The organism is Pseudosulfitobacter sp. SM2401, assembly GCF_042932805.1.
In the GTDB taxonomy this organism is placed as follows: Bacteria; Pseudomonadota; Alphaproteobacteria; order Rhodobacterales; family Rhodobacteraceae; genus Ascidiaceihabitans.
This window is the reverse complement of sequence record NZ_CP170633.1, coordinates 3,247,096-3,270,584: the sequence shown is the minus strand read 5'-3', so window position 1 is coordinate 3,270,584 and position 23,489 is coordinate 3,247,096. Positions and strand designations below refer to the sequence as shown.

The window sequence follows — 23,489 nt, the reverse complement described above, 5'->3', positions numbered from 1 at the left end:
GCCGCCGCCAATTTGCGATTGGAACAATGTCATATTGGGAACGTTAGCAGATTGGGCTGGCTTCACAACGCCCACCACGTCATGCCCGCCAATGACCACGACAGCAGCGGCCAATAGCTGACCCGTGCCAAAAAGTTATCGTTCCTGTGCAGCAGCGCCACACGCCGATCCCCCGTCAACGAAAACAGATACCCGTTCAACGCCACCAGCAGGATCATGACGTACAGCACGAGATAGAAGTATTCGATGTAGACCAGCCCCGAATCTACGAACAATCCGCGCACCTGAATGTGGCTAAGCAACACCACGAAAAACAGCGCAGAACAGGTGCCCAAAATGCCCGATGCGCTGTAACCGAACAATCGCGCCTGCTCCTTGTCATTCGAGATGGTCATGAGCGCCGAGAACAGCAGCAGGCTGACCACCAGTAGTGGCACCAGATTTATGATGAAGGCATTGATGAATTTCCGCTCGGCTGCGAGGTTGTAATAAAACTCGTTGTACGTGGTGTTTTTGGCCCGCGAAGACAGCCCGAAATTCGTGTCGTATCGTATGTTCTGATAGCTAAAAAACGTGCGCACGATGTCCCATTCGCCTTGCACTAAATCGCCGTCCAACCCAAAATCCGCACGGCGTTCAGCCTCGTAGCTTTGGAAATCGGGGACCAAAATGATGCTGGCATGATCGGTCCAATCCTTGGGCCAGATGCGCAGCCAGATATTCAGGAAATCCAACGGATAGCTGGAATAATCGAACGACTGGCGCACGGTGACATCAAAACGCGACCCGATCAACTGGTGTGGTGCGCCGTTATAAATGATGGTTTTGTCATACGCTGTCTCGACAAACCCGAACGAGCTGTCGATTTCTTCGGGAAAAGAAAAACCGCGCTCGAACGGGAAATCCAAGGGATAGTATTGCCAAATGAAACCGATCAAATTGACGTCGGTGCTGGATTTGAAGGATGCGGATTGGATGAACACCCCCGTAGGTATTCGAATGATATCCGCGCTTTTGGAGTTCTCGACTGTGCCTTTTGCATCGGCGGCGCTTAGGAAAGTTTCTAATTCGGCGGCTGAGTTGATGACTTTTGTGCGCGCGCCAAGGTTGTGTCCAACCAACAACCATCCAGTGACGATCAATGCGACAGCGACCATGGAAACAGCAGTAGACAGCCAGACAATCAGGCGTGCGGTTTTGTGCGTCATTTAAAGACCTTTGATCGAAACAAATACAAATCGCCACAAACAGGCGGGCATAAAACGGAAGCTAAAATATAGTCGAACTATGTCGCACGAAGGCGACCCACGCAAGAAATAGGTGTGGCGACCGCGCGTCCTATGCGTTTTTTGTATAACCCACCGCACACTTCGTGCCGTTTCCCCCCTTGCGCGTTTTCAAAGCTGGGGTAACCCTGTGCCAACCGCTCAGGAGAGATTTATGGACCGCGCAGACATCGTTCACGACAATTTTCTGACCCGGGTGGCGGCTAATGATTTTCCGGTTGGCGCACCTGCGAATGAAACACTGCCGGCCGATCAAGCCGTGTCGCTGTTCCGCTCTCAATGCCTTAGCCGTGCGCTTGATCGCACCAGTCGCAAGATGCAAAAACAGGGGCAGGGGTTTTACACAATCGGCTCCTCTGGCCACGAAGGTATGGCGGCTGTTGCGCATGCCTTGCGCCCCACGGACCCTGCATTTTTGCACTACCGCGACGGTGCGTTTCAGATTGCCCGTGCCGCCCAAGTGCCGGGGCAAAACATGGCTTGGGATATGTTGCTGTCCTTTGCCTGTTCCTCGGATGATCCGATTTCCGGCGGTCGCCACAAAGTGCTGGGGTCACGCGATCTGATGATCCCGCCGCAAACCTCAACCATCGCCAGCCATTTGCCCAAGGCCGTTGGGTCCGCCTATGCTATTGGTGCCGCGCGCCGTATCGCGATCGAGCACAAGTTGTTCGATGATGATGCCATCGTGATGTGCAGCTTTGGGGATGCATCTGCGAACCATTCAACGGCGCAGGGCGCGATCAATACTGCCGGCTGGACATCCATCCAAAACACGCCGCTTCCGCTGCTGTTTGTGTGCGAAGATAACGGGATCGGGATATCCACCAAAACACCGGCGGGTTGGATCGAAATGTCGATGCGGTACCGGCCGGGGATCAAGTATTTTCAGACTGACGGGCTCGACATTTACGCGGCACATGCGGTTGCAAAACAGGCGGCTGACTATGTGCGCCGCCATCGTAAACCTGCGTTTTTGCACCTGCGTACCGTGCGGCTGTACGGCCATGCAGGCGCTGATGTTGCGACCAGCTATCTGCCCAAAGCCGAGGTCGAGGCGGATGAGGCCAACGATCCGTTGCTGCATTCGGTTCGCCTGTTACGGCAGGCTGGTGCGCTTGCCCCGAACGCGGCGTTGGATATTTACACTGAAACCTGCGCGCGCACAGAACGGGTGGCCGCGCAGGTTATCAAACGTCCGCGTTTGCAAACCGCGCAAGAGGTCAAAGCCAGCTTGATCCCGCCCGCGCGTGATTGCCAGCCAACAAATGGACCTACGCCAGAGGCACGCGCTGCGGCTTTCGGATCAGATCTTCGCGCCATGGACCAGCCTCAGCCCATGTCCAAATTGATCAATTGGGCACTAACCGATCTGATGCTGGAACATGGTGAAATTTGCGTGATGGGCGAAGACGTCGGGCGCAAAGGCGGCGTTTATGGCGTTACGCAAAAGCTGCAATCGCGTTTTGGGCCGGACCGGGTCATCGACACGCTGCTGGACGAACAATCCATTCTTGGCCTTGCGATTGGCATGGGCCAGAACGGGTTTGTGCCGATGCCCGAAATTCAATTTCTGGCCTATCTGCACAACGCCGAAGACCAACTGCGTGGCGAAGCCGCGACTTTGCCGTTCTTTTCAAACGGTCAATTCACCAATCCGATGGTGCTGCGCATTGCGGGGCTTGGCTACCAAAAAGGGTTTGGTGGGCATTTTCACAATGACAACTCAATCGCCGTGCTGCGCGACATTCCGGGTGTGATCATCGCGTGCCCGTCTAACGGGCCGGATGCTGCCATGATGATGCGAGAAGCCGTGCGTTTGGCGCGTGTTGAACAGCGCGTTGTCGTGTTTTTGGAACCCATTGCGTTGTATCCGATGCGTGACTTGTTCGATGAAAAAGACGGAGCGTTCATGGGGATATACCCGTCAGCGGATCAAAGTATCCCGCTGGGCAAGGTGGGTGTCTATGGCGATGGAGCGGACATTGCGATCGTGACATATGGCAACGGGTGCTACTTGTCGCGAAAAGCGCAATCAGCGCTGAACGATCAAGATATTCAGTCTCGTGTGATCGATTTGCGTTGGCTGGCACCGTTACCAAAAGACGCCTTGATGCAAGCGCTGGACGGGTGCGCACATGTTCTGATCGTTGATGAATGTCGGGACACGGGCAGCCAGTCCGAAGGGTTGATGGCGATGTTTGCTGAAGCCGGGATAGCTTCGTTTGCGCGGGTGACAGCCGAAGATTCGTTTATCGCAACGGGGCCTGCATATGCAGCACCACTGCCGTCTGTTCACGGCATTGTCAAAGCGGCAAACGCTTTGATTGGGGGCACATCATGAGCCGTACTGCTGTCATCATTTGCCCGGGGCGCGGCACCTATAATAAACCCGAGCACGGGTATTTGCAGCGACATCATTCTGATAAGGCGCATTTGTTTGCTGAATTTGATGACCTGCGAAGGGACGCAGGCCAGCCAGAAATCACAAGACTTGACGGCGAAGGACAGTTCTCCGCAGGCTTGCATACGCGCGGTGATGTGGCCTCGCCACTGATTTATGCTGCGTCTTATGCGGACGCGCTAAGCATTCCTGATGACATTGAAATTGTCGGAGTGACCGGCAATTCGATGGGTTGGTACATCGCGTTGGCGGTCGCCAGAGCCCTGTCAGCGACAGACGGGTTTCGTGTTGTGAACACCATGGGCACCTTGATGCAAAAGCAACTGATCGGTGGGCAATTGATCTATCCGTTTGTGGGCGAAGACTGGCAGAATGACCTGTTGGCAAAATCCGCGATTTTGGATGCGGTTCGCGAAATTGATAAACGTTCAGATCACGTGTTGGCCTTGTCAATTGATCTGGGTGGAATGCTGGTTTTGGCTGGCAATGAGGCTGGATTGACGACTTTTGAATCGCAGGTTCCACAAGCCCAAGGACGCTATCCAATGCGCCTGCCAAATCACGCGGCTTTTCACACGCATTTGCAGTCGCCAATAGCCGCCTTGGGACGACAAAACATTGATGCCGCAATGTTTGGGCAGCCGAGTATCCCAATGGTTGATGGTCGTGGCGAGATTTGGTGGCCGCATAGCACCGACTGTTCGGCACTTTACGAATACACTTTCGGGCATCAGGTAACGCAGCCTTACGATTTTACCAAAGCGATACAAACAGCAGCTCGTGAACTGGCACCGGATGTGTTCATTGTGACGGGACCAGGCAACACGTTGGGCGGCGCAGTAGCGCAATCGCTCATTTTGGAAGAATGGCGGGGTATGCGTAGCAAATCGGAATTTATGACGCGTCAGATTGCGAACCCGATTTTGGTTTCAATGGGATTGGCGGCGCAGCGGTCTACGGTTTTGCTTTAAACGTCTTTTCACACTTGCGCGGTGAGATCGAAGGAAACCCTGGTTTCAAAAATTTGATGAGATGACAAAAAACCGCGCCGGTTGGGGCGCGGTTTCAAGAAATCTTTGGGCAACTGCCCAAAAAATCCGGTTTAGCGACGCAGACCCAAACGTTTGATCAGGTCTTGGTAACGTGCTTCGTCTTTGGCGCGTGCATAGTCCAGAAGCTTGCGGCGTGTTGCCACCATCTTCAGCAGGCCGCGACGACCGTGGTTGTCTTTTTTGTGTGTCTTGAAGTGCTCTGTCAAAGTCGCGATGCGCGAGGACAGGATCGCAACCTGAACTTCGGGCGAACCAGTGTCGCCTTCTTTGATTGCGAATTCTTTCATCAAGCGTGATTTTTCTTCAGCTGTAATCGACATCGGGGTCTCCTTTAAAAGGTTAGTGTGATGGCGCAGGCCGGGATGTCGTCCAGCTCAGGCCCGTGGAGGTATCGTGCGAATGATTCCGCAAGCGATGGGCGCGTATAGGAAGTTTTGTGGGAAATGGCAAAGAGTTATTGCGCGTTGCGCTTACAGACCTGCGATGCCGCTTGTTGCAGCTACGCTTTGCGGGATCAATGCGATGTCGGCAACGTCCAAGCCGGCTTCGGCCCCTAATGTTGCCACAGCGACGCCATTCATCATGACTTGGATCAGGCTGTCGTCTTCGGGGTCAGACTGAAGGGTTACATCAGGTTCATCTTCGGTCAAGTCATCCCAGACCAAAACGATACTGTCGCCTTCGGAATCGAAATCCCAAATGGTGGCTGAATTGCCTTCGGTAATCCAATCACCAAGCACGATTTCATCGGTGCCTTCGCCAGACGAGATGATATCGTTGTTGCCAGCAATAATCAGGTCGTTGCCACCGCCGCCATTTAGAAAATCCTGACCATCAAGGTCCTGTATGCCATCAACGTCAGCGTCGTCGATAATCCCGATGAGCGCGTCGCTGCCCCATCCGCCGAACAAGGTATCCTCGCCCAAGCCACCTGACAGAGTGTCATTGTCCAAACCGCCTTGCAATGCGTCATCACCGGCATCGCCAAACAACAGGTCGTCCCCGGCGGAGCCTTGCAGGGCATCGTCGCCTTCGCCGCCATTCAGCGTGTCAGCGTTGTTGTTTCCATAAAGCGTGTCGTCGTCATCGCCGCCAAAAATCGCATCATCGCCATCTTCGCCGTGCAGCGTATCATTCCCAACATCGCCTAAAACGTCATCGTCGCCGTCTTGGCCATGCACGTCATCGTCGCCTGCACCGCCATTCAGCGTATCGGACCCGTCATAACCACCGATTTGGTCGTCACCTTCGCCGCCATCGATGCTGTCATCTAAATCGCCACCCACGAAAACATCGTTCAGGCTAGGAACATCCTCGCCAACGTCGATTTCTGCCGGGGGCTGTTCAGGCTCATCTTCATCAGCGCTTGCTTCTACAAACGTTACGGCCCCGACGGCCATCAAACCCATTAAACCAGCTAACCAGAGCATTACATTTCCAACCTAAAAGCGCGCACTATTCCAAGTGTCCTTAAGTCATACATCGCGTAAGGTTACAAAAGTATTTAGATAAAGTCGTTAACGGGCTGTCGATTAATGCTATTCGATGTCCCAAATGATCGGTTGCTGGGTGTAGGGCAGGTACAAGGGATGCTTGGGATGGCCGGCTTTTGACAGACCCAAATGCGCCAGTGGAACCTCGCAACCCTTTAGTAATGCTGCAACTTCTGCGCCGCGATCCCGATGCGCGCCGTGTGTACCCCAAGCCGCAATGATCTGATCTGCCCACGCGGCCCCTTGCAAAAGCGTTGCGTCATTTTCCGGACCAACCGGGTCACTGGCCGCGCGCATATTCTTGGGATCGGTGTCGCGCCACGCGAAAATATTGGTCACACGAAACGCCCCGAATCCCAAGGTGCGTGCACGTCTTTCGCAACGCTCAACCGTCGGATCGTTCTGCACTTCGGTGGCAGTGGACGGGTTCAACATCACGAATAAAACCTTGCGGCCTGCGTCATCCCAGACCCGCGTCAGGCTATAACGGTAGCGTTCGCAATCTGAATAAACGGCGGTCGAAGGCGCATCGCCTTTGGTGTGGGTTCTGGTGATCATGGAGCGGTTATGGAGCGACGGGCATCGCCGCGTCAATCGGATGTGTGGGCCCGCCGACCCCAAATGTCAGATCGGCGGGCAGCGTGATTAGGCCAGTACTGTGCGGCGCGGGATTTCAAGCACGACGCCCTTTGCCTCCAGCACCCAAGCGGCGACCAACGCGTAGACGATGTGCCCCCACAGCGCGACCCACGTGATGCCGGTCCAGCCCAAGAACGGCTTGTTGCCCGCAATCAAATGCGCGACGCCGTACAGCGCAAAGATCCAGAGCGCGACGCCGTAAACGGTGGCTGTGATGCTCCAATGCAGGTTGGGCAAAATGGCGCGCTGAACGGGGCGTGCGATGGCGAAATAGCCCACGACGTAAAAGATCAGACCGGTCAGCGTATGCAATAAATGCGCAGCGCCTGAGGGGTTCGCCCCGAACACCGATTTTAGCGTGGCACCGGCAAGGCCGACTGGGGCCAGCTTGGCATACCCGAACAACGGGCTGATGGCTTGGCCGAACAGATCAAACGCGATCGTGCCAAATGCGCCTGCGGTTAATACGGTGAAAACTGTGGATTTCGTGAGTGTCATTGTGCTGTCCAATCATTGCATTTCTGTTGCTGGACAATTGGCGCTAAACGCCGTGCTGCAAAAGGTGCGATCACGCGTCTCTGATGTCATGCGATGATTTTGAAACAAAGCCTGATACAATCCCCGCGATCCGCTGACAGGCGCGTGAGGCGCGTTACAATTGTTACAGACTTAGGTGTTGAACACGCGGCTTGGGTGCAATTCACCGGCTTTGTAACGGCCCACTGCGACGGCTTTGCCCTCGAGAGATGCCCACGCTTCGTCGCCGTATTCGACGTCGGATGCGATCACCATGCCCGGATTACCGTTGCGCAAACGGGTGGCCCCCTCTGGTGTGGCGCGGACTTCGGGCAGGTCTTGCAGGCCTTCCTCAAGAGGGCGCAAATGCGTATCTAATTCGGGTGTACGGGCAAGTTCTTGGATCTGGTCCAGGGTCAGGCCGTCTTTGGCGTCAAACGGGCCAGACCAAACGCGACGCAATTCGCGCACGTGACCAAAGCAGCCCAATACCTCGCCCAAATCACGCGCGATGGAGCGGACATAACCGCCCTTGCCGCAAGTCATTTCCAAGGTCACGTGATCGGCGTCAGGGCGACCGACCAGCAACAATTCTTCGACCCACAAAGGGCGCGCCGCCAGTTCGACATCTTCGCCGTCACGGGCCAGTTTGTAGGCGCGCTGACCGTCGATTTTCACGGCAGAAAACTTGGGCGGGACTTGCATGATGTCGCCGACAAATTGGCCAAGCACGGCTTTGATCGCCGCATCGTCTGGGCGCAAATCTGAGGTGTCGACCACTTCGCCTTCCGCATCATCGGTGTTGGTCGACTGGCCCAGACGCACGGTGAAAGTGTAGGCCTTGAGCGCATCGGTGATGTAGGGAACCGTCTTGGTTGCCTCGCCCAATGCCACAGCCAAAACGCCGGTTGCATCTGGATCAAGCGTGCCCGCGTGGCCCGCTTTTTTCGCTTGAAACGCCCACTTTACCTTGTTGACCACAGCGGTCGAGGTCAGGCCCGCAGGTTTATCAACCACCAGCCATCCAGAAATGTCGCGCCCTTTGCGTGTGCGGCCCATGCGTCGCCCTCGTTCTTTGGAATTGGAAATTGCCGCCTAGCCTGCGCTGGGCAGGCTGTCAATTCGCGCGATTATTTATCGGGGACAACTGTGCCGATGATCGGGCCCAAGCGGCGGCCAAAATCACTGCGTTTTAGATCAGGCGCGTGCAGTCGGCTGACGTTGCCGTCAAAAAACAGCGCTTGGGGCAGTTTCAGGTAATCGCGAAAGAAACTGGCGAATTTGTAGAAATTGATCGCGCCGTTGGAAATGACAAACATCGCCGTTTTCCCGTCCGCGCTGGTGCCAACGCCGTTACGAATGTAGCGCGATGTCCCGTCTGCCAGAAACCGTGGATGCAGCGCGCCATCAATCACCAGCATCGGGCCGGATTGAGTCGCGTGTTGGCACGCGGGGGCCTCGCGTTGAAAGCGCAGGGTTTCGAACACGTCTGCGCGCCCCTCACGCAAGCACAGGATGCCGTTGGGCAACAACCCGAAATTGCCCGGCCCCGCGTTTGGGATAACGCGCATTTTCTCGACGCCGTCTTCGACGTAATGGCCGACGGGTGCGCGGTCTTCGTGATACATCCCTGCGTTCATCGCAAAGCCCAGCTTGTCACCGCTTTGATTGAGGTGGGCGTCGATCCTGGAAAATTGGGAAAACGGGTCGCCTGCATCGTCATACAGAAACAAACGCAGGTTTTCGCGGGTCATGTCGACAGTGCAAACGCTGAAGTTGTCGCCGTCAAAGGCCACGTTCTGACAGTCGGCAGCCTGAGCAACTGCGACACTAGCAAGCCACAAAAATGCGGCGCGCCAGATCATTCAGGTGCTTCCTCGTGATCCGGTGCGGCGATATCGCGGGCAACGTCCTCTTGGGCCAACATGGCGCGGGTGGCCTCCATCTGATCGTAGGTGTGATCCAACTGGAACCGCAGCTCTGGTGAATGTTTCAGCTTCAACTTTTGTGTCAGAACCATGCGCAGCTCGTGCTTGTTCTTGGACAGCATCTTAAGCAGATCGTCTTTGCCATCGCCGCCCAAAGGCAGGACGTAGCAGGTTGCGATCCGCAGATCGGCTGACACGCGCACCTCGCCTACGGTGATCATCATGCGGTTCAACTCTGCGTCATGGATTTCCCCACGCGATAACACTTCGGAGAGCCCACGTCGGATAACTTCGCCGACACGTAGCATGCGCTGGGATGGGCCGCGGCCCTCGGGTGATTTGTTCTTTGCCATATTTGTGCATGTAAGGCGCGCGCGCCCCTTTGCCAAGGACGGCTTTGCGCGCTAGGAGTTTGAGCAGACTTACGCATATCTAAGGATTGATCAGATGAGCACACTTCCCGGGATCGTGGTGACAGGGGCTTCTGGCCGCATGGGACAGATGTTGATCAAGCTGATTACTGAGTCCGACCGGATGCATTTGGTTAGCGCGATCGAGCGTACAGGCCACGATTGGGTCGGGCGTGACGTGGGCGCTGCGATGGGCGGCAATGATCTGGGCGTCGTGGTTACGGACGACGCACTAGAGGCGATTGCAAAAGCGCAGGTTGTGATAGATTTCACGGCGCCCGCAGCGACGATAGCCTTTGCTGAGTTGTGCGCCCAAGCGCGTGCAGTTCACGTGATCGGCACCACAGGCATGACTGAGGATGACATTGCAAAGCTTGCCCCCGCCGCAAGACACGCAGTGATCGTGCGGGCCGGCAACATGAGCCTTGGGGTCAATTTGCTGACGCAGCTTACCAAAAAGGTGGCCGCCGCTCTGGACGAAGATTTCGACATCGAAGTGATCGAAGCGCACCATCACCACAAAGTCGACGCTCCGTCGGGGACAGCACTGATGCTGGGCGAGGCCGCCGCCGAGGGGCGCGGTGTGTCTTTGAAAGGCACCATGGACAGCGGGCGCGACGGCATCACGGGTGCGCGTAAACGCGGCGACATCGGGTTTTCGGCCATTCGCGGTGGGGATATCGTGGGTGAACACGACGTGATGTTTGCGGCCGCAGGCGAGCGGATCGTCTTGCGCCACATGGCGACGGACCGTGCGGTGTTCGGACGTGGCGCGTTAAAGGCAGCCCTTTGGGGGCTGAGCCAGCAACCGGGTGAATACGACATGCTGGACGTGCTGGGAATGAACGACTGATCTGCCCATTTTAGGTGAATTGCGCCCAATCGGCATAAAATCGCCGCATCTCTGCCTGTGATTGTGAACCAAACGGCTGCTAGGGTCGTACCTGTAGTAACAGTTTTTACGAGGGTTCACCTTATGCGCCGCTATCTGACGATCGTTTCTGCCAGTATTGCATTGCTGGCATCCCCTGCTTTTGCCGAACTTAAAAAGGTCGAAAACCAAGCTGAGTTTGTGCAGTTGGTGGCGGGTAAAACGCTGTCACGACCACTGATCCGTATCGAGGTGCGGCCGGATGGTCAGATTGCTGGCAAAGGGGCGAAGTGGGATGTGACCGGTGACTGGACGTGGCGCGACGGATACTTTTGCCGCAGCTTGTTCTGGGGCGGTGACGCCATGGGATACAACTGTCAAGAAGTACGCATCCAAGACGGTCGCATCCGGTTTACGTCAGACAAAGGCCAAGGCGATTCGGCTGAGTTCCGGTTGAAGTAGCGACCTGATCCAAAGGCACTCGCTACGCTCGTATTCCATTATTTATACGCAAGCCGACGGGGTGCCGTTTAAAAATCGACGGCAATGCCTTTGCGTTCCCAATCGCCAAACCGCACAGGTTCTGGCCCATTTCGGCCACCCAGCTCTTTTGGCAAATCAAGTTCAGCGTTGGCTTGCCGCCGTGCGTCTGCTTCGGCCAAGGCGCGTTTTGCGGCGTCTGGTAGGTCCTTTGACGGATCAGTCATTGTTTGGGTTCCTTTGATCGCTTGGCGTTGATATAGCCACGCGTTACGCGCAGGCAAGTGCGCAGCGGTTTCAAATTCAAGTTCTAATCTGGCGCAGCGAAAGGTCCGATAGCATGGCAGACACAGGTGTTAACGCACGGCGCAGCGCAGCATACATTCTGGATCAGGTTCTGGGTGAGGGCCGCTTGATGGCCGAAATTCTGGGCGAAGGCGCACTGGACCGACTAGAATACGCGGACCGCGCACGGGCACAACGATTGGCAACAGAAACCCTGCGCAGCTTGGAACGGGCAGACCGGGTTTTGAAGCCTTTCATGCAGAAAACCCCGCCTTTGACTGTGCACAACGTGTTGCGCGTTGGCGCGTATGAGCTGTGCAACGGCGCGCCCGCCCACGGTGTCGTCAACGCGATGGTTCAGGTGGTTTCCAGCCACAAACGCTATGCCAAGCTAAAGGGACTGACCAACGCCGTCTTGCGCAAAGTGGCTGACAAAGGGCCGGATGCGTGGGCCGCATTGCGCCCGCCGCGGGTGCCAAAATGGTTGCGCAGCCCGCTGGCGGATGCGTGGGGGGGCGAGGCCGTTGGCGCAATGGAAATCGCCCATTTTGCCGGTGCGCCGTTGGATTTGACGCCTCGTGCTGGCGACAGCGATGCACTGGCCGCTTTGGTCGGCGGTACCGTTCTGCCTACGGGGTCTGTGCGGGTGACAGACGCGGGTCAAGTTTCAACCATGCCCGGGTTTTCTGAAGGATCGTGGTGGGTTCAAGACGGTGCGGCAGCGATCCCTGCGCGCATTCTTGCGCCATCAAAAGGCACGCGGGTTCTAGACCTTTGCGCAGCGCCGGGTGGCAAAACACTGCAATTGGCGGCGATGGGCGCAAAAGTAACGGCGGTTGATGTTTCGCGAACGCGCATGGCGCGGGTGCAGGAAAATCTGGACCGCACCAAATTGAACGCTGAAATTGTCGTGGCGGATGCACTCACTTTAGAAGGGCAATACGACGCGATCCTGCTGGATGCGCCCTGTTCCGCAACCGGTACGATGCGCCGCCACCCTGATTTGCCACACGCCAAAGACGGGTCCGATTTCGGCGGTTTGATCGACCTGCAAGCAAAAATTCTGGATCACGCGTGGACCTTGCTAAAGCCCGGCGGGCGCCTGGTGTTTTGCACGTGTTCATTGCTGCCGGACGAGGGCGAAGTCCAGATCGAAGAGGCGCTGGGCCGCCACCCTGACATGACCGTTTCCAAGGACGCGCTGGCGGTTACCGGCGTCGATCCTGCCTGGATCACATCCGAGGGCGGGCTGCGTCTGCGTCCTGACTATTGGCCTGATCTGGGCGGCATGGACGGCTTTTACATCGCAGCTTTGGTAAAAGCGGGCTGAGCCGCGATTCAGTCGCGCGAAAAGCGGTGACTTAAACGCAAGCATTGGCTATGATCTGCCCAAACGCCCAAAGAGCGTGCAAAGGCAGAGCAGTATGTCCGACCAAAATGGCTACGTCGCCCGCAAGGCGCGCTTGCTCAATCGCATTCACGCGCGGTTGGCCACACGTGCGCGCGCGGCGACGGGATTCGTGTCGTCGCCTGAACCACGCACCATCGGCAGCTTTGCGCGCGGGCGACAGTTGGTGGCGGGCAATTATCTTTTTGCCGGATATTTGATCGAAGCACCGGGCACGTCGATTTGGGCGCTGAACGCCCCTGATGCAGCGTTTGACTGCGACCTTCAGGGGTTTGCATGGCTCGATGATTTGGCGTCTGTCGGCGACATCAGCACGCGCGAAACGGCACAAGCATGGCTGTGGGAATGGATCAAACGCTACGGGCGCGGCAAAGGGGCAGGCTGGACGCCAGACCTGACCGGACGCCGCCTGATCCGCTGGATCAACCACGCGCTTTTTGTCTTGCGCGGTCAGGATGGCGACGCGTCCGAAGCATTCTATCGCTCGCTCGCGCAACAAACCACATTTCTGTCCAAACGCTGGCATAGTGCTAGCCCCGGTTTGCCGCGTTTTGAGGCCCTAACCGGATTGATCTACGCGGGTTTGTCGCTAGAGGGGATGGAGCAGTTGGCCCAACCCGCGATCAAGGCGTTGGCGCGCGAATGCAAATCGCAAATTGACGCCGAAGGTGGCCTGCCAACCCGCAATCCCGAGGAATTGCTGCACGTGTTCACGTTGTTGACGTGGGCGGCAGCCGCGATGAACGAAGCCAGCCTGTCGACCCCGCCAGAACATCTGGCCGCAATCGAGCGGATCGCCCCGACGCTGCGCACCCTGCGCCATGCCGACGGCAGCCTTGCACGATTCCACGGTGGTGGGCGCGGGCAAGAAGGGTGGCTGGATCACGCGTTGGCCTCGGCCGGCGTCAAGCACGCGCAGCCGGATGGGCTGTCGATGGGATTTGCGCGCCTGTCTGCAGGCCGCACCAGTGTTATCATTGACGCGAATGTGCCGCCAAGCGGGACATCTTCGCGCTCTGCCCATGCCTCGACCCTCGCGTTTGAACTGACCTCGGGTCGACGCCCGTTGATTGTGAACTGCGGGTCGGGCGAAACTTTTGGCGCTGAATGGCGCCGCGCCGGGCGGGCAACCCCCTCGCATTCCACCCTGGTGCTGGATGGCTATTCTAGCGCGCGGCTGGGGGATGCGGACCGCGCCAGCACGCTTGAGACGCTGATTGACGCCCCCAACCACGTCCCGATCGAAGTCAGCCACGCCCCCGATGGCCTGCGGTTTCAGGGCGGGCACAACGGGTTCGAAAAAATCCATGGGCTGACGCACGCCCGCACGCTTGAGCTGACTTTTGATGGGCGCGGGTTGGCCGGCGAAGACATGCTGCTGTCGCTCGAAGACATCCCGAAACGTCAATTTGACCGGTCTATGGATGCGATTAAACTGGCTGGCGTGCCGTTCGATATCCGCTTTCATCTGCATCCAGAGGTCGATGCGACGCTGGATTTGGGCGGTGCTGCGGTGTCGATGGCGCTCAAAAGCGGTGAAATCTGGGTTTTTCGACACGACGGTCAACATAAATTATCTTTGGAACCAAGCGTTTATCTGGAAAAAGGTCGCCTAAAGCCACGTGCGACACAACAGATTGTTCTATCTGGTCGCGCATTGGAGTATGCCACGCGCATCCGCTGGTCATTGTCCAAAGCGCAGGAAACTGCGATTGGCGTGCGGGATTTACGCCGCGATGACCTAGACCTGTTTGACTAATTCCAAAGGACCTGCCCCCTATGACCAATCTGTACCCTGTTCGCCGCGCTTTGCTTTCTGTTTCCGACAAAACCGGTTTGGTGGAATTTGGGACTGCTTTGGCCGCACGAGGGGTCGAATTGCTGTCCACAGGCGGCACGGCCAAAACGCTGCGTGACGCGGGTCTGACGGTCAAAGATGTGTCCGAGGTCACCGGCTTTCCCGAGATGATGGACGGTCGTGTAAAAACGCTGCACCCTGTGGTGCATGGCGGGTTGTTGGCGCTGCGTGACAATGCCACCCACGTCGCCGCGATGGACGAGCACAACATCGGCGCAATCGATCTGGTTGTGGTGAATTTGTACCCGTTCGAAGAAACGCTGAAACGTGGTGCTGAATACGCCGAGATGATCGAGAACATCGACATTGGTGGTCCTGCGATGATCCGCTCTGCTGCGAAAAACCATGGTTTTGTGAACGTCGTTGTCGATGTCGAAGACTACGACGTGGTGCTGGCGGATTTGGCGGCAAACGACGGCCAGACGACCTACGTATTGCGCCAGCGTTTGGCCCAAACCGCCTACGCGCGCACGGCGGCCTACGACACGGCGGTCAGCACGTGGATGGCGACCCAGATTGAGGGCACGCCGCGCCGCCGCACGGTTGGCGGCACGCTGGCCCAGACCCTGCGCTATGGCGAAAACCCGCACCAGACCGCGGCGTTCTACACCGACGGGACTGCGCGCACAGGCATTGCCACAGCTGAGCAACACCAAGGCAAAGAACTGTCGTACAACAACATCAACGACACGGATGCGGCGTTTGAATTGGTCAGCGAATTTGATCCAGCCAATGGCCCCGCTGTCGCGATTATCAAGCACGCCAACCCCTGCGGTGTGGCCCGTGGCGCGACCTTGGCCGAGGCGTATTCCCGTGCGTTCGATTGCGACCGCACCAGCGCGTTTGGCGGCATCATCGCGCTGAACCAACGGCTTGACGGACCAACTGCCGAGGAAATCTCGGCTATCTTCACTGAGGTGGTGATTGCGCCTGGTGCCGATGAGGCAGCGCGCGCTGTTTTCGCCAAAAAGAAGAACCTGCGCTTGCTAACCACTGACGGGCTGTCTGACGCGCGCAGTGCTGGCCAAACGATCCGCCAAGTGTCTGGTGGCTACCTTGTGCAGGACAAAGACAACGGATTTATCACACTGGACGACCTGAAAGTCGTGACCAAGCGCCAGCCAACGGACCAGGAATTGTCCGACATGATGTTCGCATGGACTGTCGCCAAACACGTCAAATCCAACGCGATTATCTACGTCAAAGACGGCGCGACAGTTGGCGTTGGTGCCGGCCAAATGAGCCGCGTTGACAGTACCCGCATCGCCGCTCGCAAAGCCATCGACATGGCCGAAGCGATGGGCTTGCCCGCCCCCCTGACCCAAGGGTCTGTTGTGGCGTCCGATGCGTTTTTCCCCTTCGCTGATGGTTTGATCACCGCAGCCGAAGCCGGGGCCACCGCTCTTATTCAACCGGGCGGTTCGATGCGCGATGACGATGTGATTGCCGCCGCTGACGATGCAGGCCTTGCCATGGTGTTCACCGGCATGCGCCACTTTCGCCACTAAAAGGATTCGTAACGATGCGTTTGATAATTTGGTTTGGACTGCTGGCCCTGATCGCCGATCAGATCAGCAAGTATGTCGTGATCCATGTGATGGGCGTATCGCCGTTCAAGGAAATTGATTTCCTGCCGCCGGTTCTAAATTTTCGCTACGGGGAAAACCGTGGTGTGAACTTTGGACTGTTCAGCAGTGATTCAGAGATCACGCGCTGGACACTGATTGTTGTGGCACTGATTATCTGCATCGCGGTGACACGTTGGGTGTTGCGTAACAATCAATCAAAATTGGTTCAAATCTGCACGGGTTTGTTGGTGGGGGGCGCGTTAGGAAACGTCTTTGACCGTGTGTATTATGGCTATGTTCTGGATTTCCTGAACTCGTCGTGCTGTAGCTGGACCAACCCGACGGTCTACAATGTGGCCGATGTGTTTATCGTGATTGGCGCGCTGGGGCTGGTGTTCTTTGCAAAAGACAGCAAGCAGCGCAAAAAGGATGCGTGACACCCCTAAGTGCCTGCGATATTGCTAACCCCAACCGATTTGGGAGAAATCCGATGCGCCTGATGCGCCCGATTGCCTTTTTGATGTTGCTGCTGTCCGTCACAGCATGCGCGAACACTGGCCTGCGTGAATTGCGCAATGGTGGTGATGGGCCTGATGATTTTCTCATCAATCCAGCCAAGCCATTGTCTTCACCTGAAAATTATTCCGTTTTGCCGGTACCAACACCGGGACAAGTGAACATTGCCGACGCGACACCATTGCAAGATGGGGCCGCAGCGGTCGGTGGACGTCTGAGTGATCCGAATGCGCCGGTGCCCGGACGTGACGGGTCTGTTGTGAATTATGCCAGCCGCTTTGGCGTCAGCGCAGGTATCCGCGCAACTTTGGCAACTGAAGATGCGGCATTTCGCAAGCGCCGCGGCCGTTTCACACAATACAAAATTGTTCCGGTGGATCGCTACAACGAGGCGTACAAACGCCAAGCGCTTGATCCGCTTGTGGTAGAGCGTCAGTACCGCCGTGCCGGTGTTGCGACCCCTAGCGCGCCTTTGCAAGATTGAACGTCTGGCGAGTTTGCGCTCAACATTCCTTCTCACTTTTTTGCCATCATGCTTGAAGCGTGATTTGCCTGACGTATCTCTAAGGGCAAGACCTAGATCCCCGTCGGGATTCCAGTAAAGGATATTTTATGATCAATCTGCGCGCCGCTTTGGCTTCGCTTGTGATGCTCACCCCCGTCATTGCTGTTGCAGCTGATGAACCCGTGACCACATTTGTTTTGGACAACGGAATGCAAGTTGTGGTGGTCGAAGATCACCGCGCGCCTGTTGTGCAGCACATGGTTTGGTACCGGGCGGGATCTGCGGATGAACCAAAGGGTTCCTCAGGCGTGGCGCATTTTCTGGAACACTTGCTGTTCAAGGCGACCGATACCCTTGAGGCCGGCGAATTGTCAGCCACGGTTGCAGCCAACGGCGGGCGCGACAATGCATTCACCAGCTACGACTACACCGCCTACTACCAGCGTATCGCGGCAGACCGTCTGGAACTGATGATGCGGATGGAAAGCGACCGGATGCGCAACATCCGCCTCACGCCAGAAAACATCGAAACCGAACGCGACGTGATCATCGAGGAGCGCAACTCGCGCACCGAAAACAACCCGCGCGCGCTGTTTTCCGAGCAGATGAACGCGGTCCAGTATCACAACCACCGGTACGGCGTGCCGATCATCGGCTGGATGCACGAGATGGAAACGCTGGATATGGAGGACGCGCTGTCGTTTTACGACATCTACTATTCGCCAAACAACGCGATCCTCGTGGTGTCTGGCGACGTGACGCCCGAAAACGTGCGCACGCTGGCTGACAAATATTACGGCGTGATCCCGGCCAATCCTGATTTGCCCGAACGCACGCGCACAAAGGAACCACCCCAAACCGCCGAACGCCGCCTGATTTTCAAAGATGCGCGTGTGTCCCAAGCCTACGTAAGCCGGTCCTACCTTGCCCCGGAACGCGATAGCGGCGCGCAGGACACCGCAGCGGCACTGACAATGCTGGCCGAAGTTTTGGGCGGTGGCACCACGTCATACTTGACCGAAAAGCTGCAGTTCGACACGCAAGACGCCGTGTACTCTGGTGCGTTTTACCGTGGCACATCGCTGGACGACACGACCTTTGATTTGATCGTTGTTCCGGCCCCAGGCGTGTCGCTGCAAGAAATCGAAGACGCGATGGACGCCGCCTTGGCGCAGTTCATGACGGATGGCGTCGACCCAGAGCAGTTGGAACGCCTGAAGGCACAACTGCGCGCCCAGCAAATCTATGCGCGCGATAATGTCGACGGCATCGCCCAGCGCTATGGATCGGGCCTGACATCGGGTCTGACCGTGGAAGATATCCAAGCGTGGCCTGATGCATTAGCGGCCGTAACCGAGGCGGATATTATGGCCGCCGCAAAGATGGTCTTTAACCGCGAGGCATCCGTGACCGGATGGTTAATGCAAGAAGAGGAGGCGACACAATGAAGACTTTGAGCGCACTGTTTGTCGCCCTGATCATGGCCCCAATGGTTTGGGTCGTTGATGCTAAAGCAGAAACAAACATCCAAGAAGTGACATCGCCCGGCGGCATCAAAGCATGGCTGGTCGAGGAACCCTCAATTCCGTTTATGGCGCTGGAGCTGCGGTTTCGTGGTGGTGCATCCTTGGACCGCGCCGGCAAACGCGGCGCAATGAACCTGATGACAGGTTTGTTAGAAGAAGGCGCAGGCGAACTGGATTCCCGTGGCTTCGCGCGTGAACTTGAAACACTGGCAACGTCGCTTGGTTACGATGTCGGCGTGGACGAGCTGTCGATTTCAGCGCAGTTCCTGACTGAAAACCGCGATGCGTCGATTGAATTGTTGCGTTCGTCCTTGGTTGAGCCGCGCTTTGATGCAGCAGACATTGAACGGGTACGTGGGCAGGTTCTGACGGGTCTGCGATCTGACACTACGAACCCCGATGAAATCGCGTCAAAAACGTTTAACGCGATGGCCTTTGGCGATCACCCTTATGGCAGTGACCAAAGCGGCACGATTGAGAGCGTTACGGCGCTGACACGTGAAGACTTGGTGAACGCGCACGGCGATATTTTTGCCAAAGACCGCCTGTATGTGGGGGCCGTCGGGGATATCACACCCGAGGAACTCGGCGTGTTGCTGGACCGTCTTTTGGGTGATCTTCCGACCACTGGCGCTGCGATGCCCGCAGCGGCAGATATCACAATCGAAGGCGGTGTGACGGTTGTCGATTTCGACACGCCACAGTCCGTTGCGATATTTGGACACAAAGGGATCGGACTGGAACATCCGGACTATTTCCCGGCCGTGGTGCTGAACCAGGTTCTGGGTGGCGGATCGTTCGAAAGCCGCTTGATGACCGAAGTGCGTGAAAAACGTGGCCTGACCTATGGCGTCTATTCCTACATCTCTCCGCGCGATCACGCGGCGACGTATTTGGGGCAAGTCGCCTCTTCGAACGATCGCATCGCTGAGGCGATTTCCGTTATTCGGACCGAATGGGCCAAAGCCGCAGCCGAAGGCGTTTCGGAACAGGAATTGAATGACGCTAAAACCTACATGACGGGCGCTTATCCGCTGCGGTTTGACGGCAATGGCCCGATTGCGCGGATCATGGTTGGTATGCAGATGATCGGCTTGCCCAGCGACTACATCGCCACGCGCAATGACCGTGTCGAAGCTGTCAGCATGGAAGACGTCAAGCGTGTCGCAAACGAATTGCTGGACCCTGACGGGCTGCACTTTGTGGTTGTGGGTAAGCCCGTTGGCTTGGAAACCGGCGCTTTACCTGAATGAAGCGCTGACGCGCTACACGATGTTTGCACCCACCCTCCGGTGGGTGCGCTTTGGCGTTACTCGCCGTATGGGATCCAGATGTTTTTGACTTCTGTGGAGGACACGAGGAAGTCTTTGCCTTGTCCCTCAGCTTCGAACCAATCGCGCGCTTGACCGTTGTTGACCCAGCTGCGTTTGACGTTGGTTTGGCTGCCTGCCTCGATCACGTGGCTCAGATCAGACCCTGAAAATGACCAGACCGCATCGATGTTCATGTGCTCCGCCATGGTTTTGGCGACGTCGGCATGTGGGCCTGTTAAAATGTTTACGACGCCGGCTGGCACATCAGATGTGTCGAGCACTTGGAAGAAGTCAGTGGCAATCAGCGGGAAGGGTTCGGACGCCGACAGGATCACGCGGTTGCCCATCGCGATGGCCGGTGCCATGACCGAGATCAGCCCAAGCAATGGCGCTGTGTCAGGGCAAAGGGCGGCGATCGTGCCGACTGGTTCCTTCATCGCGAGCGCTGTGCCACGAATCGGGACGCCGTGTGCCTGTCCGTCATATTTGTCAGCCCAAGCGGCGTAGGTGAAAAGGCGATCAATGCTGGCTGCGACTTCTTTTGCGCCGGATTTGCCGCCTTGCAGGGCGTTTAATCGATTGGCGAATTCATCGGCACGGGCGGATAGGTTTTCAGCGACAAAATAGATGATTTGCGCGCGCAGATGACCCGTGGTTTTGGACCAGCCTTTGGCGGCTTGCGCAGCCTCGGCTGCGTTGCGCACGTCCTTGCGGTTGGCCAGTGATGCGTGGCCCAATAGCGATCCGTTTTTGGCAAACACCGGCGCGGAATAGCCGCCGTCAGGGCGTGCTTGTTTGCCGCCGATGTACAGTTTGGCGGTTCGGTCGATGCTGTCTGTTGACCCGCTCGTGCTGGTCATTGGCGCAATCGGTTTAAGGGGTTTAGGGGTCGATTTGGGCTTGGTGTAGGCACCTAACCCTTCCCAGCCACCTTCGCGTCCAAACCCGCTTTCGCGTACGCCGCCAAATCCTGCGGCGGCGTCAAACATGTTGGTTCCATTGATCCAGACAACGCCAGCAGCCAGTTTGGGGGCAATATCAAGCGCGAGGTTGATGTTCTCGCTCCACACCGTGGCGGCAAGGCCGTAGCGCGTATTGTTGGCGACCTCGACGGCCTCAGCCGGCGTGCGGAAAGTGGTGGCGACCAGAACGGGACCAAAGATTTCCTCCTGCATCAGCGTGTCGGCAGGGTGCAAATCGGTGATCAAGGTTGGCGGATAAAACAGTCCTTGGTCGGGCAATGCCGCCGTCGATTGATGCATCGTGCCAGCGGTGTTGGCGTCAACCAAACGCGTGATCGTATCAAGCTGCGACTGATCCACGATTGCGCCAACGTCGATGGATTTGTCCATCGGATCACCAATGCGCAGCTTGTCCATGCGGGCGCGCAGTTTGGCGTAGAATACATCAGCGACGGCTTCCTGGACCAACAGGCGCGACCCTGCGCAGCAGACTTGGCCTTGGTTGAACCAGATCGCGTCGACCAGCCCTTCGACGGCTGAATCCAGATCGGCGTCGTCGAACACGATGTAGGGGGATTTTCCTCCCAGCTCGAGCGTCAAAGATTTACCCGATCCTGCGGTTGCTGTGCGGATGCGTTTACCCACGGATGTTGAACCGGTGAACGCAATCTTGTCGACGTCGGACGCGACGATCATTTCGCCAACGGCCCCGTCGCCTGTGACGATGTTCACGACACCTTTGGGCAGGCCCGCCTCGGTGCAAATTTGCGCAAATAGCAGGGCTGTAAGCGGCGTGTATTCCGCAGGTTTCAGCACCACAGTGTTGCCCATCGCCAGCGCAGGCGCGATTTTCCACGCCAGCATCAGCAGCGGGAAATTCCAAGGCACGATCTGACCACACACGCCAAGCGCCGTGCGGTCTGGCAATTCGCTGTCCATCAACTGCGCCATGCCTGCGTGATAGTAAAAATGGCGTTGGGCCAGCGGGATGTCGATATCGCGGCTTTCGCGGATCGGTTTACCGTTGTCGAGTGTTTCAAGAACCGCAAACAGACGGCTGTGTTTTTGCAAAAGGCGCGCAATGGCATAGAGCGCTTTGGCGCGGCCGTGACCCCCCAACGCCTGCCATTTTGCTTGTGCTTTACGCGCGGCGGCCACGGCTGCATCGACGTCAGATTGTGTCGCTTGTGTCACCGTGGCCAGCGTGCCACCCGTTGCGGGGTTGCGTGTTTCGAACGGTGATCCAGCTGCCGTAAAAGCACCGTCAATGAAATGCCCGAATGTGCCGCCTTGCGCGGCAATCCACGCCAAAGCGTCAGCCGCATTTTCGGGAGCATTGCCATAATCCATGGTGTCGAAGATCTCTTTGACGGTCATATCAGCGGTCTTTCTATCGTTTGCTTAGCAGCGGGCTTAGCCCATCGGATTGCGGTAAGTGGCAGAATACGCGCCGGTCAGGTGGTGTTCCAACTGCCGCTCGATGTCGCCCAACAAGGATGATGCGCCAAAGCGGAACAGGTCGGGTTGCAGCCAGCGATCGCCCAATTCTTCTTTGATCAACGCCAGATAAGTGATCGCGTCTTTGGCCTTGGAAATCCCGCCCGCAGGTTTGTAGCCAACGCGGTAGCCGGTGCGTTCAAAATAGTCGCGGATAGCGCGGATCATCACCAGCGTTACAGGCAGCGTGGCATTCACGCTTTCCTTGCCGGTCGAGGTCTTGATGAAATCAGCGCCCGCCATCATGCACACCAAAGATGCACGCGCGACGTTGCGCAGGCTGCCAAGTTCGCCCGTCGCAAGGATCGCTTTGATGTGCGCCTCGCCGCAGGCCTCGCGCATCGCTTTCATCTCGTCGTACAGCTTGTTCCAATCGCCGCTCAGAACGTGGCGACGTGAAATGACGATGTCGATTTCTTTGGCACCGGCGGCGACGCTTTCCTTGATTTCCTGAATGCGCAAATGCAGGGGCGACAGGCCCGCGGGGAAACCGGTAGACACGGCGGCCACAGGGATGTTGGTCCCGTCCAGCGCGCGTACGGCGGCGGGGATCATTTCGTGATAGACGCAGACTGCCCCTGTTGTCAGGCCGGTCATGCCCAGCTGTTCCAGAATCTCGGCCCGTGCTGGTTGGCGCGCTTTGGCACACAAGCGCCCGACGCGGCGTTCGGTGTCGTCCCCGGACAACGTCGTCAAATCAATGCACGCGATGGCCTTTAGCAGCCACGCAGCTTGGTGCGTTTTCTTGACGGAACGGCGGGCAGGCAGGCTCGCGCAGCGTCGCTCGATCGCGGAGGTGTTGGCCTGCACGCGCGCCACCCAATCCATGTCCAGCGGCATGCCCGGATTGCGCGGTTCGGTCACTTGCGGCAGTTGCGCCGCGGTTTGGCCAGTTGTTTGATCGGTCGTTGTGGCCGTCAAAGGAGAGCTTTGCATGATGCACCTCGTTGCACAGATTTGATCCAGAGGTGG

Annotated in this window: 22 protein-coding genes; 11 read left to right on the top strand and 11 right to left on the bottom strand. The window is 57.2% G+C overall.

All coding sequences use genetic code 11. From position 1 onward, the window contains the following. Nucleotides 1-62: 62 nt before the first annotated feature. Complete coding sequence (locus tag ACFIO0_RS16040) at nucleotides 63-1,208, bottom strand: hypothetical protein (RefSeq protein WP_390911397.1); 1,146 nt, start codon at nucleotides 1,206-1,208, stop codon at nucleotides 63-65. A 232-nt stretch (nucleotides 1,209-1,440) separates the two neighbouring features. Here ACFIO0_RS16040 and ACFIO0_RS16035 point away from each other — a divergent pair, with 232 nt between their 5' ends. Both ACFIO0_RS16035 and ACFIO0_RS16030 read left to right on the top strand, forming a co-directional pair. Beyond that, nucleotides 1,441-3,630, top strand: coding sequence for a thiamine pyrophosphate-dependent enzyme (locus ACFIO0_RS16035; protein WP_390911396.1), 2,190 nt, complete (start codon nucleotides 1,441-1,443; stop codon nucleotides 3,628-3,630). After that, entirely contained in the window at nucleotides 3,627-4,661 is a 1,035-nt protein-coding gene (locus ACFIO0_RS16030) for an ACP S-malonyltransferase (RefSeq protein ID WP_390911395.1), read from the top strand. The genes ACFIO0_RS16035 and ACFIO0_RS16030 overlap by 4 nt, the downstream gene beginning before the upstream one ends. Nucleotides 4,662-4,792: 131 nt before the next feature. Here the strand turns inward: ACFIO0_RS16030 and rpsO are convergent, their stop codons facing one another. From rpsO to rbfA, 7 genes are all read right to left on the bottom strand, one after another. After that, nucleotides 4,793-5,062 (bottom strand): 30S ribosomal protein S15, encoded by a 270-nt coding sequence (rpsO, locus tag ACFIO0_RS16025; protein ID WP_390911394.1) that lies wholly within the window; start codon nucleotides 5,060-5,062, stop codon nucleotides 4,793-4,795. A gap of 150 nt (nucleotides 5,063-5,212) precedes the next feature. Continuing rightward, the gene (locus ACFIO0_RS16020) at nucleotides 5,213-6,172 is read right to left on the bottom strand and encodes a calcium-binding protein (protein ID WP_390911393.1); all 960 of its coding nucleotides are present in this window, start codon (nucleotides 6,170-6,172) and stop codon (nucleotides 5,213-5,215) included. Nucleotides 6,173-6,280: 108 nt separating this feature from the next. Then, nucleotides 6,281-6,793 carry a DUF1643 domain-containing protein gene (locus tag ACFIO0_RS16015; protein ID WP_390911392.1) on the bottom strand — a complete coding sequence of 171 codons (513 nt, stop codon included), beginning with the start codon at nucleotides 6,791-6,793 and terminating at the stop codon, nucleotides 6,281-6,283. 87 nt (nucleotides 6,794-6,880) lie between these two features. Then, nucleotides 6,881-7,372, bottom strand: coding sequence for a hypothetical protein (locus ACFIO0_RS16010; RefSeq protein WP_390911391.1), 492 nt, complete (start codon nucleotides 7,370-7,372; stop codon nucleotides 6,881-6,883). A gap of 171 nt (nucleotides 7,373-7,543) precedes the next feature. Continuing rightward, the gene (gene truB / locus ACFIO0_RS16005) at nucleotides 7,544-8,449 is read right to left on the bottom strand and encodes a tRNA pseudouridine(55) synthase TruB (protein ID WP_390911390.1); all 906 of its coding nucleotides are present in this window, start codon (nucleotides 8,447-8,449) and stop codon (nucleotides 7,544-7,546) included. A 71-nt stretch (nucleotides 8,450-8,520) separates the two neighbouring features. Then, a complete protein-coding gene (locus ACFIO0_RS16000; RefSeq protein WP_390911389.1) occupies nucleotides 8,521-9,255 on the bottom strand; it encodes a phosphodiester glycosidase family protein in 735 nt (244 codons plus the stop codon). Next, nucleotides 9,252-9,671: a 30S ribosome-binding factor RbfA gene (gene rbfA / locus ACFIO0_RS15995; protein ID WP_390911388.1), complete on the bottom strand. Its 420-nt coding sequence runs from the start codon at nucleotides 9,669-9,671 to the stop codon at nucleotides 9,252-9,254. Before rbfA ends, ACFIO0_RS16000 begins: the two co-directional genes overlap by 4 nt. Before the next feature lie 94 nt (nucleotides 9,672-9,765). On the opposite strand from rbfA, the gene dapB reads away from it, so the two are divergent. Both dapB and ACFIO0_RS15985 read left to right on the top strand, forming a co-directional pair. Continuing rightward, the gene (dapB, locus tag ACFIO0_RS15990) at nucleotides 9,766-10,581 is read left to right on the top strand and encodes a 4-hydroxy-tetrahydrodipicolinate reductase (RefSeq protein WP_390911387.1); all 816 of its coding nucleotides are present in this window, start codon (nucleotides 9,766-9,768) and stop codon (nucleotides 10,579-10,581) included. Nucleotides 10,582-10,704: 123 nt separating this feature from the next. Further along, nucleotides 10,705-11,061 (top strand): dihydrodipicolinate reductase, encoded by a 357-nt coding sequence (locus ACFIO0_RS15985; RefSeq protein WP_390911386.1) that lies wholly within the window; start codon nucleotides 10,705-10,707, stop codon nucleotides 11,059-11,061. A 68-nt stretch (nucleotides 11,062-11,129) separates the two neighbouring features. Here the strand turns inward: ACFIO0_RS15985 and ACFIO0_RS15980 are convergent, their stop codons facing one another. Further along, nucleotides 11,130-11,306: a DUF1674 domain-containing protein gene (locus tag ACFIO0_RS15980; RefSeq protein WP_390911385.1), complete on the bottom strand. Its 177-nt coding sequence runs from the start codon at nucleotides 11,304-11,306 to the stop codon at nucleotides 11,130-11,132. Nucleotides 11,307-11,419: 113 nt separating this feature from the next. Between ACFIO0_RS15980 and ACFIO0_RS15975 the strand changes: the two genes are divergently transcribed. From ACFIO0_RS15975 to ACFIO0_RS15945, 7 genes are all read left to right on the top strand, one after another. Beyond that, entirely contained in the window at nucleotides 11,420-12,694 is a 1,275-nt protein-coding gene (locus tag ACFIO0_RS15975) for a transcription antitermination factor NusB (RefSeq protein WP_390911384.1), read from the top strand. Between the two features lie 94 nt (nucleotides 12,695-12,788). Continuing rightward, nucleotides 12,789-14,531, top strand: coding sequence for a heparinase II/III family protein (locus tag ACFIO0_RS15970; RefSeq protein WP_390911383.1), 1,743 nt, complete (start codon nucleotides 12,789-12,791; stop codon nucleotides 14,529-14,531). Between the two features lie 20 nt (nucleotides 14,532-14,551). Further along, the gene (purH, locus tag ACFIO0_RS15965; RefSeq protein WP_390911382.1) at nucleotides 14,552-16,138 is read left to right on the top strand and encodes a bifunctional phosphoribosylaminoimidazolecarboxamide formyltransferase/IMP cyclohydrolase; all 1,587 of its coding nucleotides are present in this window, start codon (nucleotides 14,552-14,554) and stop codon (nucleotides 16,136-16,138) included. A 14-nt stretch (nucleotides 16,139-16,152) separates the two neighbouring features. Beyond that, on the top strand, nucleotides 16,153-16,635 hold the full coding sequence (gene lspA, locus ACFIO0_RS15960; RefSeq protein WP_390911381.1) for a signal peptidase II: 483 nt from the start codon (nucleotides 16,153-16,155) through the stop codon (nucleotides 16,633-16,635). 53 nt (nucleotides 16,636-16,688) lie between these two features. Next, nucleotides 16,689-17,198 (top strand): DUF3035 domain-containing protein, encoded by a 510-nt coding sequence (locus ACFIO0_RS15955; RefSeq protein WP_390911380.1) that lies wholly within the window; start codon nucleotides 16,689-16,691, stop codon nucleotides 17,196-17,198. A gap of 164 nt (nucleotides 17,199-17,362) precedes the next feature. Then, entirely contained in the window at nucleotides 17,363-18,667 is a 1,305-nt protein-coding gene (locus ACFIO0_RS15950; protein WP_390915352.1) for an insulinase family protein, read from the top strand. Continuing rightward, nucleotides 18,664-19,998, top strand: a complete 1,335-nt coding sequence (locus tag ACFIO0_RS15945; RefSeq protein ID WP_390911379.1) for an insulinase family protein — start codon at nucleotides 18,664-18,666, stop codon at nucleotides 19,996-19,998. Before ACFIO0_RS15950 ends, ACFIO0_RS15945 begins: the two co-directional genes overlap by 4 nt. A 56-nt stretch (nucleotides 19,999-20,054) precedes the next feature. Here the strand turns inward: ACFIO0_RS15945 and ACFIO0_RS15940 are convergent, their stop codons facing one another. Both ACFIO0_RS15940 and deoC read right to left on the bottom strand, forming a co-directional pair. Next, nucleotides 20,055-22,397, bottom strand: coding sequence for an aldehyde dehydrogenase family protein (locus ACFIO0_RS15940; RefSeq protein WP_390911378.1), 2,343 nt, complete (start codon nucleotides 22,395-22,397; stop codon nucleotides 20,055-20,057). A 36-nt stretch (nucleotides 22,398-22,433) separates the two neighbouring features. Beyond that, entirely contained in the window at nucleotides 22,434-23,453 is a 1,020-nt protein-coding gene (deoC, locus tag ACFIO0_RS15935; protein WP_390911377.1) for a deoxyribose-phosphate aldolase, read from the bottom strand. Nucleotides 23,454-23,489 lie beyond the last annotated feature (36 nt).

Excerpts from the sequence above, each read along its gene's own strand:
- ACFIO0_RS16040 (WP_390911397.1), bottom strand. The coding sequence starts at position 1,208 with ATGACGCACAAAACCGCACGCCTGATTGTCTGGCTGTCTACTGCTGTT.
- ACFIO0_RS16035 (WP_390911396.1), top strand. The coding sequence starts at position 1,441 with ATGGACCGCGCAGACATCGTTCACGACAATTTTCTGACCCGGGTGGCG.
- ACFIO0_RS16030 (WP_390911395.1), top strand. The coding sequence starts at position 3,627 with ATGAGCCGTACTGCTGTCATCATTTGCCCGGGGCGCGGCACCTATAAT.
- rpsO (WP_390911394.1), bottom strand. The coding sequence starts at position 5,062 with ATGTCGATTACAGCTGAAGAAAAATCACGCTTGATGAAAGAATTCGCA.
- ACFIO0_RS16020 (WP_390911393.1), bottom strand. The coding sequence starts at position 6,172 with ATGCTCTGGTTAGCTGGTTTAATGGGTTTGATGGCCGTCGGGGCCGTA.
- ACFIO0_RS16015 (WP_390911392.1), bottom strand. The coding sequence starts at position 6,793 with ATGATCACCAGAACCCACACCAAAGGCGATGCGCCTTCGACCGCCGTT.
- ACFIO0_RS16010 (WP_390911391.1), bottom strand. The coding sequence starts at position 7,372 with ATGACACTCACGAAATCCACAGTTTTCACCGTATTAACCGCAGGCGCA.
- truB (WP_390911390.1), bottom strand. The coding sequence starts at position 8,449 with ATGGGCCGCACACGCAAAGGGCGCGACATTTCTGGATGGCTGGTGGTT.
- ACFIO0_RS16000 (WP_390911389.1), bottom strand. The coding sequence starts at position 9,255 with ATGATCTGGCGCGCCGCATTTTTGTGGCTTGCTAGTGTCGCAGTTGCT.
- rbfA (WP_390911388.1), bottom strand. The coding sequence starts at position 9,671 with ATGGCAAAGAACAAATCACCCGAGGGCCGCGGCCCATCCCAGCGCATG.
- dapB (WP_390911387.1), top strand. The coding sequence starts at position 9,766 with ATGAGCACACTTCCCGGGATCGTGGTGACAGGGGCTTCTGGCCGCATG.
- ACFIO0_RS15985 (WP_390911386.1), top strand. The coding sequence starts at position 10,705 with ATGCGCCGCTATCTGACGATCGTTTCTGCCAGTATTGCATTGCTGGCA.
- ACFIO0_RS15980 (WP_390911385.1), bottom strand. The coding sequence starts at position 11,306 with ATGACTGATCCGTCAAAGGACCTACCAGACGCCGCAAAACGCGCCTTG.
- ACFIO0_RS15975 (WP_390911384.1), top strand. The coding sequence starts at position 11,420 with ATGGCAGACACAGGTGTTAACGCACGGCGCAGCGCAGCATACATTCTG.
- ACFIO0_RS15970 (WP_390911383.1), top strand. The coding sequence starts at position 12,789 with ATGTCCGACCAAAATGGCTACGTCGCCCGCAAGGCGCGCTTGCTCAAT.
- purH (WP_390911382.1), top strand. The coding sequence starts at position 14,552 with ATGACCAATCTGTACCCTGTTCGCCGCGCTTTGCTTTCTGTTTCCGAC.
- lspA (WP_390911381.1), top strand. The coding sequence starts at position 16,153 with ATGCGTTTGATAATTTGGTTTGGACTGCTGGCCCTGATCGCCGATCAG.
- ACFIO0_RS15955 (WP_390911380.1), top strand. The coding sequence starts at position 16,689 with ATGCGCCTGATGCGCCCGATTGCCTTTTTGATGTTGCTGCTGTCCGTC.
- ACFIO0_RS15950 (WP_390915352.1), top strand. The coding sequence starts at position 17,363 with ATGCTCACCCCCGTCATTGCTGTTGCAGCTGATGAACCCGTGACCACA.
- ACFIO0_RS15945 (WP_390911379.1), top strand. The coding sequence starts at position 18,664 with ATGAAGACTTTGAGCGCACTGTTTGTCGCCCTGATCATGGCCCCAATG.
- ACFIO0_RS15940 (WP_390911378.1), bottom strand. The coding sequence starts at position 22,397 with ATGACCGTCAAAGAGATCTTCGACACCATGGATTATGGCAATGCTCCC.
- deoC (WP_390911377.1), bottom strand. The coding sequence starts at position 23,453 with ATGCAAAGCTCTCCTTTGACGGCCACAACGACCGATCAAACAACTGGC.